We start from the raw sequence: 15251 nt of genomic DNA on the forward strand, positions 1-15251 counted from the left end.
TGCTCCCATGCTACTGACCTTTTGACGGCCCGGTGCAGCAGCATTTCCTTGATAGGGCATTTTTCGCCCTACCTCTTTGTTCCAACGCAAGTTCAGACGGCGAAACTGAAGCCGTGCATCGTCTCCCTGCGAAATTCATCGAAAGCCGCCGCAACCAGACGGATCAGCGGTTTGCCGTCGCTTGTGGCGTTGATGACGCCGCCGCGCACTTCCACTAGCCCGTCAGCGACCAGAGGGCGCAGCAGGGCCAGTTCATCGGAAAATTCCATGCCCGGTGCCGAGGCGTTCAGATCGACCCGGAAATTGCACATCAGCGCCGTGATGATGCCCGCGCGGATGCGGTCGCTCTCGCGCATGGCATAGCCGCGAACCGTTGCCAGATCGCCCGCTTCGACGCGTTTGGCATATTGCTTCACATCCGAGATATTCTGGGCATAGCCGCCGGGGAATTGCGAGATCGACGAAGGGCCAAGACCAATCAGCGTCTGGCAACGGTCGTCCGTATAGCCCTGAAAATTGCGATGCAGCGTGCCGTTGCGCGCGGCGACCGCCAGGCTGTCATCCGGCAATGCATAATGGTCGATCCCAACCGGCTCGTAACCGAAGCCGACAAAGCTTTCGGCAACGACGCGCGCCTGTGCAAAGCGTTCGTCGGCATCCGGCAGAAGGCTTGCATCGATCAGGCGCTGATTGGCGCGGCGCTGCGGAAGGTGCGCATAGCCGTAGCAGGCAACGCGGTCGGGCTTGAGTGCGGCGACCTTTTCGCACGTCTCGCGCAGCGTCTCGACGGTTTGCAGCGGCAGGCCGTAGATAAGATCGAAATTGAGGCGAGTGATGCCGACCTCCCGCAGAAGGCTGGCCGCCTTTGCCACCGTTTCGATCGGCTGGATACGCCCGATGGCTTTCTGCACGTCACCGTCGACATCCTGCACACCGAGGCTCGCCCGGTTGACGCCCATTGCGGCAAGCGTGCGGACCAGTTGCGGCGTGACCGTGCGCGGATCAAGCTCGATGGCGTGCTCCATGCCCGGCGCAAAATCGAACGCAACACGCAGCGCGTCCAGAATGGTTGTAAACTGGCGCGGGCTCAGGATGGAGGGCGTTCCACCGCCCCAATGAAGATGGACGACACCTGGCCGTACGGTCAGGCTCTTGCCGACCGTTTCAATTTCACTAAGCAGAGCGGTGCAGAAATTCTCGATCACATCGTCACGGGCAGCCATCTTGGCATGACATCCGCAATAATGGCAAAGCTGCCGGCAATAAGGCACGTGAATATAGAGCGAGACGCTTTCATCCGGCCCGATCTGGCGCAGCCAGCGATGCGTTGTTTCCGCACCGACAGGCATGAAATCGGCAGCCGTCGGAAAGGACGTATATCGGGGGACGGCCAGGGCTGCGTAACGTCTTATCGCTTCTTCATGCATAGCGCATCCACCTCAAGCGTCGGGTGTTCAGGCGCTGCTCTGCCGATCGGACGCGCACCGAAACCGGGGCGACATTCTGCGGGGCAAGACGGCATGATGCGGCAAGGAAGCCCGCATGCATGACAGCCGATATTGCAATTCCCAGCCACGACAGCACCTGTTTTCCCCATTTTGAAGGGCGCGATCCCGATATGGGATCGCATCAATCTCTATGGTCAGGAATAGGCGGTCACGCCGGCTGCTGCATTGATTTGAATCAAGAGAAATAGGACTGTTTTTGTGGGAGGGCCGCTAAAAATCTAGAGATTTTCCGGGTCCATGCCGGCAACGGCCGCCAGAGAGCGACGCGACAGGATTTCCACCGTGTTGGCGTCCGGCAGCTGGATGAGCCCCTGGGTCTTCAGCTTCGTGAAGCTGCGGCTGACCGTTTCAATCGTCAGGCCGAGATAATCGGCGATATCGGTGCGGTTCATCAACAGATGCACCGGATTGGGCTTCTCGCCGCGCTTTTCCGCCCGCGCGGACAGAACCAGCAGGAAGCTTGCAAGCTTTTCCACCGGTGCGAGACGCCCCAGGACAAGCTGATTGTCGCGCGCGGTCCGCAGTGCTGCCCGCGTCATCTGATGCAGCCGCTCCTTCAACTTCGGAAAGCGTTCCATCAGGCCCTCCATCTCCTTGGTGGAGAAGGCGCATAAGACCGACGGCACCACAGCTTCCGCCGACTGGGAATAGGTTTCGTCGTCAGCAAGGCCGAGATAATCGCCGGGAAACAGGAAACCGGCAATCTGCCGACGCCCATCCGGGAGCGATGTGTAAATGCGCAACATGCCGGAGGTCAGGCTGAAAACACGGCGCTTCGGCTCGCCTTCCTCCACCAGCTGCTCATTGGTGTCGAGGCGCTTGGAGGTCATGATCGCTTCGAGCGCGCCCAGGTCGTCATCGTCCAGCGCAGCGCAAACGGCCGAGCGCCGGACATCGCAATCCGCACAGACGCTGCACGGTGCGCGGTAAGGCGAGCGGGGATCGAATATGATGGGCGCTACACTCACGATGGAATCCTGTCTGCGGAGCGGGTAGAACATCCTTGCGGTTGCTCTTAAATAGGTAACTAGAAGGCGTCGCGCAAAGCGGAATTTCGCCGCAGGGGTGTATCTTCCCCCCACAGCGTGACAAAATCCGCTGTTCTGCCCGTCTAGATGTTGCGGCTACCGGGCTTGACGGCCGGAATTGCGGCAAGTTCCGGCGGCAATTTATCCGCCGGATAGGCTGGAACTTCATATTGGGCGAGAGAGATCAGCTTCGTGCCGACATCCGCCTTGCCAGCCGAGCGGTCGACAATGCAGGCCGCAGCCACGACCTCGATCCCCAGATCCTTCATGCAGTCGATCGTTTCGCGAATGGAAAGCCCGGTCGTGACGATATCTTCCACGATGACGACGCGCGCGCCCTTCGGCACATCGAAACGACGCAGACGGAAAACGCCGTTCTCGCGCTCCACCCAGACCGACGGCACATGCAGATGGCGCGAGGTTTCGTAGGAAGGAATAAGACCGCCAATCGCAGGTCCGACCACATAATCGATGGTCCCCAGATTTGCCGCCTCGATCTTCTCCGCCAGCGCCTTGCAGAGCTTTTCCGTCTTGTCGGCATGCATGAAAACGCGTGCCTTCTGAAGGAAAACGGGGCTGCGCAGGCCCGAGGTGAGGATAAAATGGCCTTCAAGGATCGCTCCCGCTTCGCGGAAGACGGCAAGCACATCTTCGGTATTCATCTTGGTCCTATCCGTTCACGCGTTTTGCGCCGCTGACGCTCGCGCTTTCTTTCAATTGGGAAATGATCCGGGTGAGATGCTTGAGGTCCCAAACCTCGACATCGATAATCATCTCGGTGAAATCCGGTGCCGTACGCACCATGGAAAGATTGTGAATATTGGCGTCGTTGGCCGCGACAATCTGCGCGATCTCGGCAAGCGAGCCGGGCGAATTGATGGCCGATACGCTGATGCGCGCCGGAAAACGCTCGCTCATCTGCTCATCGATATCCCAGCGCACGTCGATCCAGCGGCCGGGCTGGTCGTCATAGGCCGTCAGCGCCGGCGACTGGATCGGGTAGATCGTGATGCCGGCGCCGGGTTGCAGGATGCCGACGATACGGTCGCCGGGAACGGCACCCTCCGGGGCAAAGCGCACCGGCAGGTCCGAATTGGTGCCGCGAATCGGCAGCGCCTTCTTGCCCGGTTTCGGTGCGGGGTCGGAACCGGTTTTCGCCACATCCTCGCTGCCTTCCGGCACCTTGAAGATCATGCCGGCGGCGTTCTGGATGTTGAACCAGCCTTTTTCGCCCGTCTTGGCGGGGCTGTTCTGCGATGTGACGCGCGTATCCTGATAATCAGGATAGACTGCTTTGACCACATCGGTCGAGGGCAGTTCACCGCGGCCGACGGCGGCCAGCACGTCCTCCACATCCTTGCGCGCCAGACGCGGAAGCCCCGGCTTCAGTATATCCTTGCTGAAAGGCTTTCCGGCGCGTTCGAAAGCGCGCTCCAGAATGCGCATGCCAAGGCCGGAATATTGCTTGCGGACAGCCGAGCGGGTTGCGCGCCGGATGGCGGCGCGGGCCTTGCCGGTCGCGACCAGCGATTCCCAGGCCGCAGGCGGCACCTGCGCCTTGGACCGGATGATATCCACTTCATCGCCGTTCTTGAGCTCGGTCATCAGCGGCATGATACGGCCATTGACCTTGGCCCCGACGCAGCTGTCGCCGATATCGGTATGAACGGCATAGGCAAAATCGATCGGCGTCGCGCCGCGCGGCAGGGCGATGAGGCGGCCCTTCGGCGTGAAGCAGAAGACCTGATCCTGAAAAAGCTCAAGCTTGGTGTGTTCGAGAAACTCTTCCGGATTGTCGCCTTCGGAAAGCTGCTCGATCGTCTGGCGCAGCCAGGCATAGGCATTTGTCTCGGTGGAGATCTTGTGCGGGTTGTTGGCGCTGCCGCGATCCTTGTAGATCGAATGGGCGGCAACGCCGAATTCCGCGATCTCGTCCATTTCGCGCGTGCGGATCTGCAATTCGATACGCTGCCGCGACGGGCCGATGATCGTGGTATGGATCGAGCGGTAATCGTTCTGCTTCGGGGTTGAAATATAATCCTTGAACCGGCCCGGAACCATTGACCAGGTCGTGTGGATGAGACCGAGCGCCCGATAGCAATCCTGCACCGTGTCGACCATGACCCGGAAGCCGAAAATGTCGGAAAGCTGCTCGAAGGAAAGGCCCTTGGTTTCCATCTTGCGGAAAACCGACCACGCCTTCTTCTGGCGGCTCTTCACGCTGGCCTTGATGCCGTGCTTCTCGAAAATCTCGGACAGGTCCTTTTCGATCTTTTGCAGCAGGCCGCGATTCTTTTCCAGAAGTTCGGCCAGGCGATCGGTGACGGCGCGCCATGCGTCCGGATTGATATAGCGGAACGCCAGTTCCTCAAGCTCCTCGCGCATGTCCTGCATACCCATGCGGCCAGCGAGCGGCGCATAGATATCCATGGTTTCCTCGGCGATGCGCAGGCGCTTGTCTTCCCGCATCACGCCGAGTGTGCGCATATTGTGCAGGCGGTCGGCAAGCTTCACCAGAAGCACGCGGACATCTTCGGAAATGGCAAGCAGAAGCTTGCGCAGGTTTTCCGCCTGCACCGCCTTTTTCGAAACCAGATCGAGCTTCTTGAGCTTGGTCAGGCCTTCAACGAGCTTGCCGATTTCAGGCCCGAAGAGCTGGTCGATTTCCTGCCGGGTGGCGGTCGTGTCTTCAATCGTATCGTGCAGGAGCGCGATGGCAATCGTCGCCTCATCGAGATGCATATCGGTGAGGATGGCGGCCACTTCGAGCGGATGGGAAAAATAGGGATCGCCGGATGCGCGTTTCTGACTGCCATGTTTCTGCATGGCATAGACATATGCCTTGTTGAGAAGCGCCTCGTTCACGTCAGGCTTGTATCGCTGAACACGCTCCACAAGCTCATATTGGCGCATCATCTACGACAACTCCCTTTCGAAACCGAATGCCTGGCAACATGGCAGGTCAGCATATCGGGTATTGTGACCCAAAATCGTCGAAAATCGAACAGTTCTCGATGTTTAGGCTTAATTTTCTGCCTATAATATTAATTTCGGGCAGAAATCTTCCGTCATCAAGGCGCGGCGCGTTTTTCCGGACCGGCATTCGGCAGCGCAGCGACCGGCCTGCCGGCACGAGCGCGCGCATAAAAACATGCGCCACGACGGGAAAGTCGCGGCGCATGCAAGGCATTTCATTCTAACGACGATCAGAAGTCGTCGTTTTTCTCCGGAGCGACAAGGCCTTCGATACCGGCGAGCAGCTCTTCTTCCGACATACGGTCGAATGCAACCACATCCTCTTCGGCGGCTTCTGCGATACCTTCCGCGACGTCTTCCGAAGAAGCGGCGATCTGGGCAGGCGCTGCCGCTTCCGGCTCGTCCACTTCCACATGCTTCTGCAGCGAATGGATGAGATCTTCCTTCAGATCGTCCGGCGAGAGCGTTTCGTCGGCGATTTCGCGCAGGGCAACGACAGGGTTCTTGTCGTTGTCGCGATCGATGGTGATCTGTGCACCCTGTGAAATCTGGCGAGCACGATGACCGGCCAGCAGAACCAGTTCAAAACGGTTCTCGACCTTATCTACGCAGTCCTCAACAGTGACGCGGGCCATGCGCGGTCCCTTTCATTTCTCGAACTTTAATGGATTTTTCCCCACATAACGCGTGCGGAGCCAAATTACAAGCAAAAGCGGAATTGCTCGTGCTTCATCTCATGAAATCTGCCAAAATAACGCCCATTTCATGGTTCTGCCTCATAAAACACGGTGGCGCATCAAAATGGAACAATATTTTTCGGACGGCGAAGGGATTACTGCGGCCGGACTCACCCCTGGGTAATTTAGGCCGCATAAATAACAACCAATGGTTGCTTGTTTTTCTGTGATATGTCCTTAGAAGGCAATAAACGCACTGGTAAAATTTGATACCAACCGCCGTTTAGAAAACAAGCTGAATAAGCGGTCGTCGGTCCACTCCCGTCCGGCCGTAGAGTGGATATATTACACGATGTTCGATTCTCGTGAAAAGATTGCGCTTTTTATCGACGGCGCCAATTTATACGCCGCTTCCAAAACTCTGGGATTCGATATTGATTACCGGAAGCTTTTGAAGGCATTTCAAAAGCGCGGCTATCTGCTCCGCGCCTATTATTACACGGCACTGGTTGAAGATCAGGAATATTCCTCGATCCGCCCCCTGATCGACTGGCTGGATTATAACGGCTACAAGGTCGTCACCAAGGCTGCCAAGGAATTCACGGATTCCACCGGGCGCCGCAAGGTGAAGGGCAATATGGACATCGAACTGACGGTCGATGCCATGCAGCTTACCGATACGGTCGATCATTTCGTCATTTTCTCCGGCGACGGCGATTTCCGCTCGCTTGCCGAAGCGCTTCAGCGCAAGGGCCGCAAGGTTTCGGTCGTCTCGACCCTCACCACCCAGCCAGCCATGATCTCGGATGAACTGCGCCGCCAGGCCGACCATTTCATCGATCTGGTTTCGCTCAAGGCCGAGATCGGTCGCGATCCGTCGGAACGTGCGCCGCGCCGCCAGGATGATGATATCGACGACAGCTATTGACGCCGTCGTCGAGCCGGTTCATGCAAAGGCATGATTTCCGAACCTTCTCCCAATTGTAATATCTGTCCGCGGCTGCACGCCTTCCTGCAGGAATGGCGGCGCAGAGAACCCTTGTGGCACAATGCCCCGGTTCCGCCGTTTCTGCCCGCGCATGATGCCGATGTCCGGCTTCTGATCGTGGGGCTGGCGCCGGGTTTGCGCGGCGCCAACCGGACCGGACGCCCCTTCACCGGCGATTATGCCGGCGATCTTCTCTACAGTACGCTGTGTGAATTCGGGTTTGCGACCGGCACCTTCGAGGCCCGCCCCAACGACAGCCTGCGCCTGCTGGATGCCAGCATCGTCAATGCCGTGCGCTGCGTGCCGCCGGAAAACAAGCCGATCGGCTCCGAAATCAACAATTGCCGCCAGTTCCTGTCACCGATGCTCACCCGGTTTGCCAATTTGCAGGCCGTCGTCACATTGGGAACGATTGCGCATCAATCGACCGTCCGAGCGCTTGGCGCGCCGGTTGCGCGGCATCCTTTCGGCCATGACAGGGCGAGCGACATCGGCAGCTTGCGCATTTTTTCCAGCTATCACTGCTCGCGCTACAATACGAATACCGGACGGCTGACGGATGCCATGTTCCGTACCGTATTCCGGAATGTGCGCGACTATCTGAATCAAAAGAGCGCCTGAGGCGCTCTCCTTACCGGCCGATACTCAGCCTCTATCCCGCAACAGGCGCGCCTTTTCGCGATTCCAATCGCGCTTCTTTTCCGTCTCGCGCTTGTCGTGGGTCTTCTTGCCGCGCGCCAGCGCCAGTTCCAGCTTCGCCCGGCCCCGATCGTTGAAATAGAGCTTCAATGGCACGACGGTCATCCCGTCGCGTGACACGGAGTTGAACAGACGGGACATTTCGCGCCTGCTGACGAGCAGCTTGCGCAGGCGCCGCGGCTCGTGATTGAAGCGGTTGCCCTGCGTATATTCCGGAATATAGGAATTGATGAGCCAGAACTCGCCATTCTCGAAGCTCGCATAGCTTTCGGCTATGTTGGACTGGTTGGCGCGCAGGGATTTGACCTCGGTGCCTGTCAGAACCAGACCGGCTTCGAGCGTATCGAGAATTTCAAAATTGAAGCGCGCCTTGCGGTTTTCCGCGATGATCTTGCGCGCGGGAGAGTTCTTTGGCTTGTTCATGATGGCACCATATAATGTGCAATGCCGGAAATGAAAACGCTCCCGAGGCTGCGGGAGCGTAAAAATCAGCGAAAGCGGTAAACTTGACGGTTCAGTTGACCAGGCCCGCATGTTTCATGGCCTGATCGATCTTCTCTGCCGTCGCGGCTTCCACCGTCACCATGGGCGAGCGCAGCACGTTTTCCACGCGGCCAAGACGCGACAGCGCATATTTCGGGCCCGACGGATTCGGTTCGATGAACAGCGCCTTGTGTAACGGCATGAGGCGATCCTGCAATTCAAGCGCCCTGGCGAAGTCGCCAGCCTGGCAGGCATCCTGAAACTCGGCGCAAAGGCGCGGCGCGATGTTGGACGTCACCGAAATGCACCCTGCCCCGCCATGGGCGTTGAAACCGAGAGCGGTCGCATCCTCGCCGGAAAGCTGGATGAAATCCTTGCCGCAGGTTGCACGCTGTTCCGATACACGCTCGATCTTGCCGGTAGCATCCTTCACGCCCACGATGTTCTTGTGGTCGCGAACGAGAGCACCCATCGTTTCCGGGGTCATGTCGACAATCGAGCGACCCGGAATGTTGTAGATGATGAGCGGGATCGAGATGGAACGCGCCACACGCGAAAAATGTTCGTAAAGACCGCGCTGGTTCGGCTTGTTGTAATAGGGCGTGACGACCAGAACGGCATCGGCGCCAGCCTTTTCGGCATGCTGCGCCAGTTCGATGGCTTCCACCGTGTTGTTGGAGCCTGCGCCGGCGATCACCGGCACGCGGCCAGCCGCAACCTCGATGCAAACCTCGATGACGCGCTTGTGCTCGTCATGCGACAGGGTCGGGGTTTCGCCGGTCGTCCCGACCGGAACAAGCCCTTTGGTGCCTTCTTCGATCTGCCAGTTTACGAATGCGCGAAAGGCTTTCTCGTCGAACGCTCCTTCGGAATCGAATGGCGTGACAAGTGCGGTAATTGAGCCCTTCAGCATTAGTGAACTCCTGAAAAAGATAGACGGGACCTCTTGCCACCGGTCGTTCCGGGCTGTTGACCGAAACATGGCCGAGGCGTTGGCACAATAGTCTTGCCACATCTGTCGGGCAAGCGGGGTCTACAGGCAAAACAAGGGCAATAAGGCGGTTTTGCGACAAAAAATTCGGTAGCGCGCTACGCAACCCTTATTCATCAATGCGCTTCAACGCATATAGCGCGCCCCCAAGCTCTCCCAAGCGCCCGCATCCCGGCCCGGTATCCGCGATAATGCTTTATTAATGATAGATTCATTACTGGCACATATCCTCGCAATTGAAGCTGGCGGCCAAGAAACGGGCTAAGAAAAGCCGGATTCTGAAAACATATTGCCGCTCAATAAAGTCATTATTCCGCATATTACCGATCAACCAATTTATTGCTCCAGTAATCCAATGGTAAAACAATTTATTACGATTTCCATGAAAAGAAATATGCTTCTTGCAAGCTGTCTTGTCGCAGTTACCCTGCAACCGATGCTTTCGCTCGCGCAGCCAAACCCGCATCCGGCCAGGCCTGATCCGGTCAAGACGTCTGCCATCAGCCGCACGGAAAACCCGGCGGCAATCGGCGGAACGCTCAAGAGCGGCCTCGATGCCCTTTCCTCCCGGGACGCCCGAAGCGCCATTGCATTGCGCAACGCAATGCCGCGCGGCTCGCTCGACCGCCAGATATTGACCTGGGCCATAGCCACGTCCGATCTTAATGGCGTGTCGAGCAGGGAAATCGCCACCGCAGAAACGGAATTGCGCGGCTGGCCCGAAACCCAGGCTCTGCGCGACGGTTTCGAACGGGCCCTCTTGAAGGAAAACCCGGCCCCCGCCACCGTCTTCGCAACATTCTCCAAACGGCCACCGCAGACCACGGAAGGCATGATTCTTCTGGCGCGTGCTTATGTCCGTACCGGAAACACCCGCAAAGCGCATGCGCTTCTTTCGCCCTGGTGGTCGACACAGCGCCTGTCAACCGATGACGAGCAGAAGGTTCTCAACGAATTTTCCCGCGTTCTGACCCGCGAGGATCATCAGCGACGCATCCTGCATGCGCTTTATAATAACCGCTTGCAGTCCGCAAAACTGCTTGCAGGACCGGCACAGGCGCAATCGCTTTATAACGCCTTTGCCGCCGTCTCGCAGAAATCCCCCAATGCCGCCAAGGCAATCGCCGATGTCGACCGGGCATGGCGGGGCAATGCCGCTTATCAGTTCCTGAAGATTCGCTATCTGCGGCGCGCCGAGCGCTATAATGAAGCGACCGAACTCATGCTAAGGGCTCCGCATCGGGTGTCAGCGCTTGTCGATCCCGATGCCTGGTGGGTCGAACGCCGTATCCTGTCGCGCGAAATGCTCGACCTCGGCAAGCCGCAGCTCGCCTACAGGCTGGTTGCGGTCCATACCGCCGAATCGCCCGCCATGGCCGCAGAAGCGGAATTCCATGCCGGATGGTATGCGCTGCGCGCCCTGAAACAGCCGAAGACGGCCGCATTGCATTTTGCGAAGATCGCGAAAATCTCCTCGCTGCCGATCTCCACCTCGCGCGCCTTCTATTGGCTCGGGCGGGCGGCAGAAGCTGGTTCGGGCGGGGATGCGCGTGATTATTATCGTCGTTCCGCGCATTTCGGCGCCACATTCTATGGACAGCTTGCAGCCGCCAAACTGCATGAGAAAGCACCAAAACTTCGCTATCCGCGACCGACCGAAGCCGACCGCGAACGCTTTGCCAGCCGTCCGGCGGTGCAGGCGATCAAGCGGCTGGAACAGGTGGGCTATGGCAGCCTCGCAACCGCGCTCTACAGCCAGCTTTCGCAGCAGCTGGACAGTGTCGGCGAACTGGCCCTGCTGGCGGTGATGGCCGAACACAACAAGAAGGATTATCTGGCGCTGCGTGTCGGCAAAACCGCAACATCGCGCGGCCTTGATGTCGGAGCGCTGTCACATCCGCTCGGTGCGATTCCCGCCGATGCGAATATAAGCGGACCGGGCAAGGCCCTCGCCTATGCCATTGCGCGGCAGGAAAGCGAATTCAATGTCGGCGCGGTTTCCAAGGCCGGAGCGCTTGGCCTGCTGCAATTGATGCCCGCAACGGCCAAAGCCGTGGCTGCGCGCAACGGCATGAGCTTTTCCCTGCCGCGCCTGACCACCGATGGAGCGTATAATGCAACGCTTGGTGCCCATTACCTTACGGAGCAACTCGACCTTTTCGACGGCTCCTACATCCTCACCGCCGCGGGCTACAATGCCGGCCCCGAGCGCACATCCGAATGGATCGAGAAATATGGCGATCCGCGCGGAAAGCCTGTCGATCAGGTGGTCGACTGGGTCGAACGCATCCCCTATTCCGAAACGCGAAACTATGTTCAGCGCGTGATGGAAAATTACGAGGTCTACAAGGCCCGTCTGACCGGAAACGCCGACATTCAGACCGATCTGATCTACGGTCGGCGCTAAGCTTTGACGGTTCCGGTCGAAACGTCACCGGAACCGTTCTATCTTCTTGTTCTTACGTATGTCTTGATCCAAAAACCGCTCCCCCCGCCTTTGGGAGACATGATCGAGCCAAAATATCGATGAAACAAAGAACCGGCTATTCGCCAGTTTTTTTCGTGCGCCGTGTTTTTGGTTTGGTCGCGGCTTTCTTCGGCCTTGCGCTGGCCTTGCTTGCCGCGCTTGCCAGTTTTGCCGCCTGTCCGATCCAGTCCTCGCGCTCCACGCGGCGGGGAAAACCTATATTCCGCTCGACCCAGCGCGATTCGTCGTCGTTCCAATGTGCGATCTGGTCGTAATGGAATATGCCAAGCCCGTTGAGCAATCCCTGAACGGCGCCGCCAATCCCCTGAATGGCCGTAAGATCATCGGGCTTTTCAAGGCGTGGCCCTTCCAGAAGCGCCGGGCGGCCCGGATCCCGTACAGGATCTCCGTCCGTTTCCGGCTGATCTGCCGATAAAGGCCAATCTCCAACCATTTCCGCATCGGGCACGGTGGCCGGGACCTCGGGCTGTTTCGCCTCGCCGGCCGGGGCGGATGCGCTGGACGCAGCAACCGTTTCAGTGGTCTTGACCGGCTTGACCTCTTCCAGCTTTTCATCGACCGGCAATGTGGCATGGGCAGCGGCAATGATTGTGCGCTCACGGTCCGGCATTGATGCGCTTCTGCGCCGCAGCAGACGGCCCAGAAGACAGCCGATTACAAAAGCGATGGCAACAAGAACAGCCAGTTGGACAATCAGCAACGGCATATGGTTTCCTCGTACTGCGAATAACTCATGCGCGACGAACATGGTCGCCGTCAATATTCCCCCGTCCCGGATGTGCCGCCACCTATTTCGAGCCGGTCAGCCAGCCGACGCCCGCGCCGATCAGAACCGCCAAAACGAGAACTGGCCAAAACGAAACGGCTAAATAAAGCATTGTCAGGTCCGCCTTCTGTTCCGGAAACGAAACATATGATCCGCTATGCCTATTCATAATGAGAAAGGAAAGGCCCGAACAGGCAGGCTGTCAATTCCGAACAGAAAACTAACAGGGAACGAGATTCCAAAAGCGTTGACATGCGCAGGGATGGATTTCAGGGCTCGCCGATCTCCACCCGCGCCGCTTTCAACCCGAAGGGAAGCGGCTCGCCCAGCCGGGATTGCAGCTTGCGATAGCCGGCGGTGTCGGTCGCCCTGCCCTTGACCGCGATGTCGAGATCAGAAATGGCGATCTCCCCTTCCCTCAGATCGGACATGAGCTGCAAAGCAAATTCGACCGAATCAGCAAAATTGGCCGGAGCGCCGCGTCCAACGGCCATTTCATCATCGAGCGTCAGGCCGGCAGCAGCCTTTTCGGCCGATGTCATGATACGATCCCTGACCTCATTGTCCGGGACAGAACCGGACAGGATGATTCCGTCTGCACTCTTCCTGATCTGCACCAGATAAGGTGAAACGAGTGGAAGCACGCTCGTCAGATCGGTGATTTCTCGAATCCCGCTCACCTGCTCCAACGCGGTTTTCACGGCGGATTGTGCCTGCGGATCGGGCGCAATGCCTTTCAGCGTCACGTCGCGACCATCCACATCGAAGCCCGCCCATATAAAAGGAGCAAGCGCTTTGCCGGTGCGCGCTGCAATATCCGTCTCGACCCGATCGGCGCCGAACCAGAGCGCAAGTGCTGTCAACGCTGCGGTCCACGTGACTGCGGGCCAAAACCATCTGAACATATCGTGGTATCTCCACGCTGGAAATCATCGGATGCGAAGCGGCAAAACCTTGCCTTCCTCTTATCCGTAGAAAGACCGAGTTTTCGACGAAAGCAAGATCGGAGCCGCGAAAATCGGCAAACAAAAAACCCGGCAGCGATGCTGCCGGGTTCTTTCTGAACAATCCCGGAGGGATTAGAACGAGCGCTGGAAGCGAACCATGCCCTGCCAAGCATCCTTGCCGTCGAGGCTGATGTTCTTGTCGTCCCACTTGGTGTAGGAAACTTCAGGCGTGATCGTGAAGCCAGGAACCAGTTCGTAAGCAACGTTTGCGGTTGCTGCGAAGGTCTTCGAGTCGTCGTAAGCGAGCTGCAGGTTGAAGGTAGCCTTGTCGGTTGCCTTGAATGCAGCGCCACCCCAGACAGCCCAGTCGCCGCCCCACGTGCCGTAGAAGGACGAGATCAAACGATAGGTTTCGCCATCACCGTTGGTGTAATAGATATCCTTGTTCGACTTGTAGCCGCCCATTGCCCAGACCGAGAAACGATCCGTGACGTTGACGTCAGCGCGAACCTTACCGGCCCACTCTTCGTTACGAGCGTCGTAAGCTGCAACACCGGTGATCGAACCCCAGCCACCAGCATACTTCAGGCCGCCAACGATGTGCGGCGTGTAGTCGTCGATCGTGCCGTCGACCGTTACAACACGGCCTGCTGCATCAACAAAATCACCGCTGTCGACGTCGGCATCGTTGCCCTGTTCCAGAGCGATGATTGCCGAAAAGCCGTTGCCACCGTCGAAGGTGTAGCTGATCTGGGTCGTGCGGTAGCCGCCTGCGAGGATCACGTCATCGTTGATGACATTGCCGAGGTAGCCCGGGAAGGTCACGAATGCGGATTCGTCAAGACCAACGCGCAGACCGCCGAGCTGGATGTAGGCGTAACGAAGGGTCGCAGCATTCGGCTGCGGATCGTTGCCGTTCGACCAGTTGAAACGGGTTTCAGCGAACGTCTTCAGGGTGCCGAGTTCGGTTTCCGAAGCGGTCGAGAAGCGGAGCGTGAAACGAGCGAGCTGGTCGTAGGTGTCGCGATTAAGATCGCTCGGGGTACGAGCGTAGACGTCGTCACCGCCGCCAACGTCGTAACGAACATAGCCATGGATACGCAGGCAGGTTTCGGTGCCCGGGATGTAGAAATAGCCGGCGCCGTAAGCATCGCAGACGCGGACATATTCAACGGCTTCTGGCTCTGGCGCGACGATTGCGTCGGCAGCCTGAGCGCCGGAAGCTGCAACCAGAGCTGCAGCGGAGCCAAGGAGAAGGCTCTTGATGTTCATTTCTGACCTCCAGTCAAAGTTAAAAATGGGTCTGGGCATTCTGATTTGGCTGAAGGACAACCTGTCCCCATCCCCTTTTGAAAAAGTCGCCCCGAAGCGCTCCTTCTTCTGGATGTGAAGATACTCGCCCGCTTTCTCGTTTCAACATCGAATGCACTCTCCCAACCTTTCTTGTGCTTGTATGAGGGGTGGTTGTTGCAGAAAAGACACGAAATTGCCCGTTTCCAGATGGGCTATTTAGGGTTTATTAACATGAGTAAACGCGAATTAACGGGTCTTAACGCTTGAAAATACGTGATATTTAGCATCGACGCTGTTTCTAACAAGCGAATCCGCGATTTCCCTGTTTCAGGCGGGGAATATGTCAGAGTACCGTCACGAACCGCCACATTGCTCGAATCCCAGGCGAATCTTCTTGCCCGTAGAGT

Annotated in this window: 14 protein-coding genes; 4 read left to right on the forward strand and 10 right to left on the reverse strand. The window is 58.0% G+C overall.

The window, feature by feature from the left end; all coding sequences use genetic code 11:
• Nucleotides 1-92: 92 nt before the first annotated feature.
• Complete coding sequence (gene hemN / locus AVM02_RS12965; protein WP_411507347.1) at nt 93-1427, reverse strand: oxygen-independent coproporphyrinogen III oxidase; 1335 nt, start codon at nt 1425-1427, stop codon at nt 93-95.
• Between the two features lie 119 nt (nt 1428-1546).
• Between hemN and AVM02_RS12970 the strand changes: the two genes are divergently transcribed.
• Nucleotides 1547-1696 carry a hypothetical protein gene (locus tag AVM02_RS12970; protein WP_411507348.1) on the forward strand — a complete coding sequence of 50 codons (150 nt, stop codon included), beginning with the start codon at nt 1547-1549 and terminating at the stop codon, nt 1694-1696.
• Between the two features lie 30 nt (nt 1697-1726).
• Here the strand turns inward: AVM02_RS12970 and AVM02_RS12975 are convergent, their stop codons facing one another.
• The 4 genes from AVM02_RS12975 to rpoZ form a co-directional block, all read right to left on the reverse strand.
• Nucleotides 1727-2476, reverse strand: coding sequence for a helix-turn-helix domain-containing protein (locus AVM02_RS12975; RefSeq protein ID WP_411507349.1), 750 nt, complete (start codon nt 2474-2476; stop codon nt 1727-1729).
• A 143-nt stretch (nt 2477-2619) separates the two neighbouring features.
• The gene (pyrE, locus tag AVM02_RS12980) at nt 2620-3198 is read right to left on the reverse strand and encodes an orotate phosphoribosyltransferase (RefSeq protein WP_411507350.1); all 579 of its coding nucleotides are present in this window, start codon (nt 3196-3198) and stop codon (nt 2620-2622) included.
• 7 nt (nt 3199-3205) lie between these two features.
• Nucleotides 3206-5452: a RelA/SpoT family protein gene (locus AVM02_RS12985; RefSeq protein ID WP_411507351.1), complete on the reverse strand. Its 2247-nt coding sequence runs from the start codon at nt 5450-5452 to the stop codon at nt 3206-3208.
• A gap of 290 nt (nt 5453-5742) precedes the next feature.
• Nucleotides 5743-6147 carry a DNA-directed RNA polymerase subunit omega gene (gene rpoZ, locus AVM02_RS12990; RefSeq protein ID WP_411507352.1) on the reverse strand — a complete coding sequence of 135 codons (405 nt, stop codon included), beginning with the start codon at nt 6145-6147 and terminating at the stop codon, nt 5743-5745.
• Between the two features lie 394 nt (nt 6148-6541).
• Between rpoZ and AVM02_RS12995 the strand changes: the two genes are divergently transcribed.
• Nucleotides 6542-7117, forward strand: coding sequence for an NYN domain-containing protein (locus AVM02_RS12995; RefSeq protein ID WP_411507353.1), 576 nt, complete (start codon nt 6542-6544; stop codon nt 7115-7117).
• A gap of 30 nt (nt 7118-7147) precedes the next feature.
• A complete protein-coding gene (locus AVM02_RS13000; protein WP_411507354.1) occupies nt 7148-7798 on the forward strand; it encodes a uracil-DNA glycosylase in 651 nt (216 codons plus the stop codon).
• Between the two features lie 24 nt (nt 7799-7822).
• Here AVM02_RS13000 and smpB read toward each other — a convergent pair whose 3' ends face one another.
• Together smpB and dapA are read right to left on the reverse strand one after the other, a co-directional pair.
• Complete coding sequence (gene smpB, locus AVM02_RS13005; RefSeq protein WP_411507355.1) at nt 7823-8299, reverse strand: SsrA-binding protein SmpB; 477 nt, start codon at nt 8297-8299, stop codon at nt 7823-7825.
• 91 nt (nt 8300-8390) lie between these two features.
• Nucleotides 8391-9272 (reverse strand): 4-hydroxy-tetrahydrodipicolinate synthase, encoded by an 882-nt coding sequence (gene dapA / locus AVM02_RS13010; protein ID WP_411507356.1) that lies wholly within the window; start codon nt 9270-9272, stop codon nt 8391-8393.
• Between the two features lie 472 nt (nt 9273-9744).
• Here dapA and AVM02_RS13015 point away from each other — a divergent pair, with 472 nt between their 5' ends.
• Nucleotides 9745-11757 carry a lytic transglycosylase domain-containing protein gene (locus AVM02_RS13015; protein ID WP_411507357.1) on the forward strand — a complete coding sequence of 671 codons (2013 nt, stop codon included), beginning with the start codon at nt 9745-9747 and terminating at the stop codon, nt 11755-11757.
• Between the two features lie 136 nt (nt 11758-11893).
• On the opposite strand, the gene AVM02_RS13020 is transcribed toward AVM02_RS13015, so the two are convergent.
• The 3 genes from AVM02_RS13020 to AVM02_RS13030 all read right to left on the reverse strand — a co-directional run bounded on the left by AVM02_RS13020 (nt 11894) and on the right by AVM02_RS13030 (nt 14823).
• Nucleotides 11894-12544, reverse strand: a complete 651-nt coding sequence (locus AVM02_RS13020; protein ID WP_411507358.1) for a 50S ribosomal protein L21 — start codon at nt 12542-12544, stop codon at nt 11894-11896.
• Nucleotides 12545-12873: 329 nt separating this feature from the next.
• The gene (locus AVM02_RS13025) at nt 12874-13509 is read right to left on the reverse strand and encodes a BON domain-containing protein (RefSeq protein ID WP_411507359.1); all 636 of its coding nucleotides are present in this window, start codon (nt 13507-13509) and stop codon (nt 12874-12876) included.
• Nucleotides 13510-13683: 174 nt separating this feature from the next.
• Complete coding sequence (locus tag AVM02_RS13030) at nt 13684-14823, reverse strand: porin (protein WP_411507360.1); 1140 nt, start codon at nt 14821-14823, stop codon at nt 13684-13686.
• Nucleotides 14824-15251: the final 428 nt, after the last annotated feature.

Source organism: Brucella anthropi (genome assembly GCF_046630315.1).
Lineage (GTDB): Bacteria > Pseudomonadota > Alphaproteobacteria > Rhizobiales > Rhizobiaceae > Brucella > Brucella anthropi_A.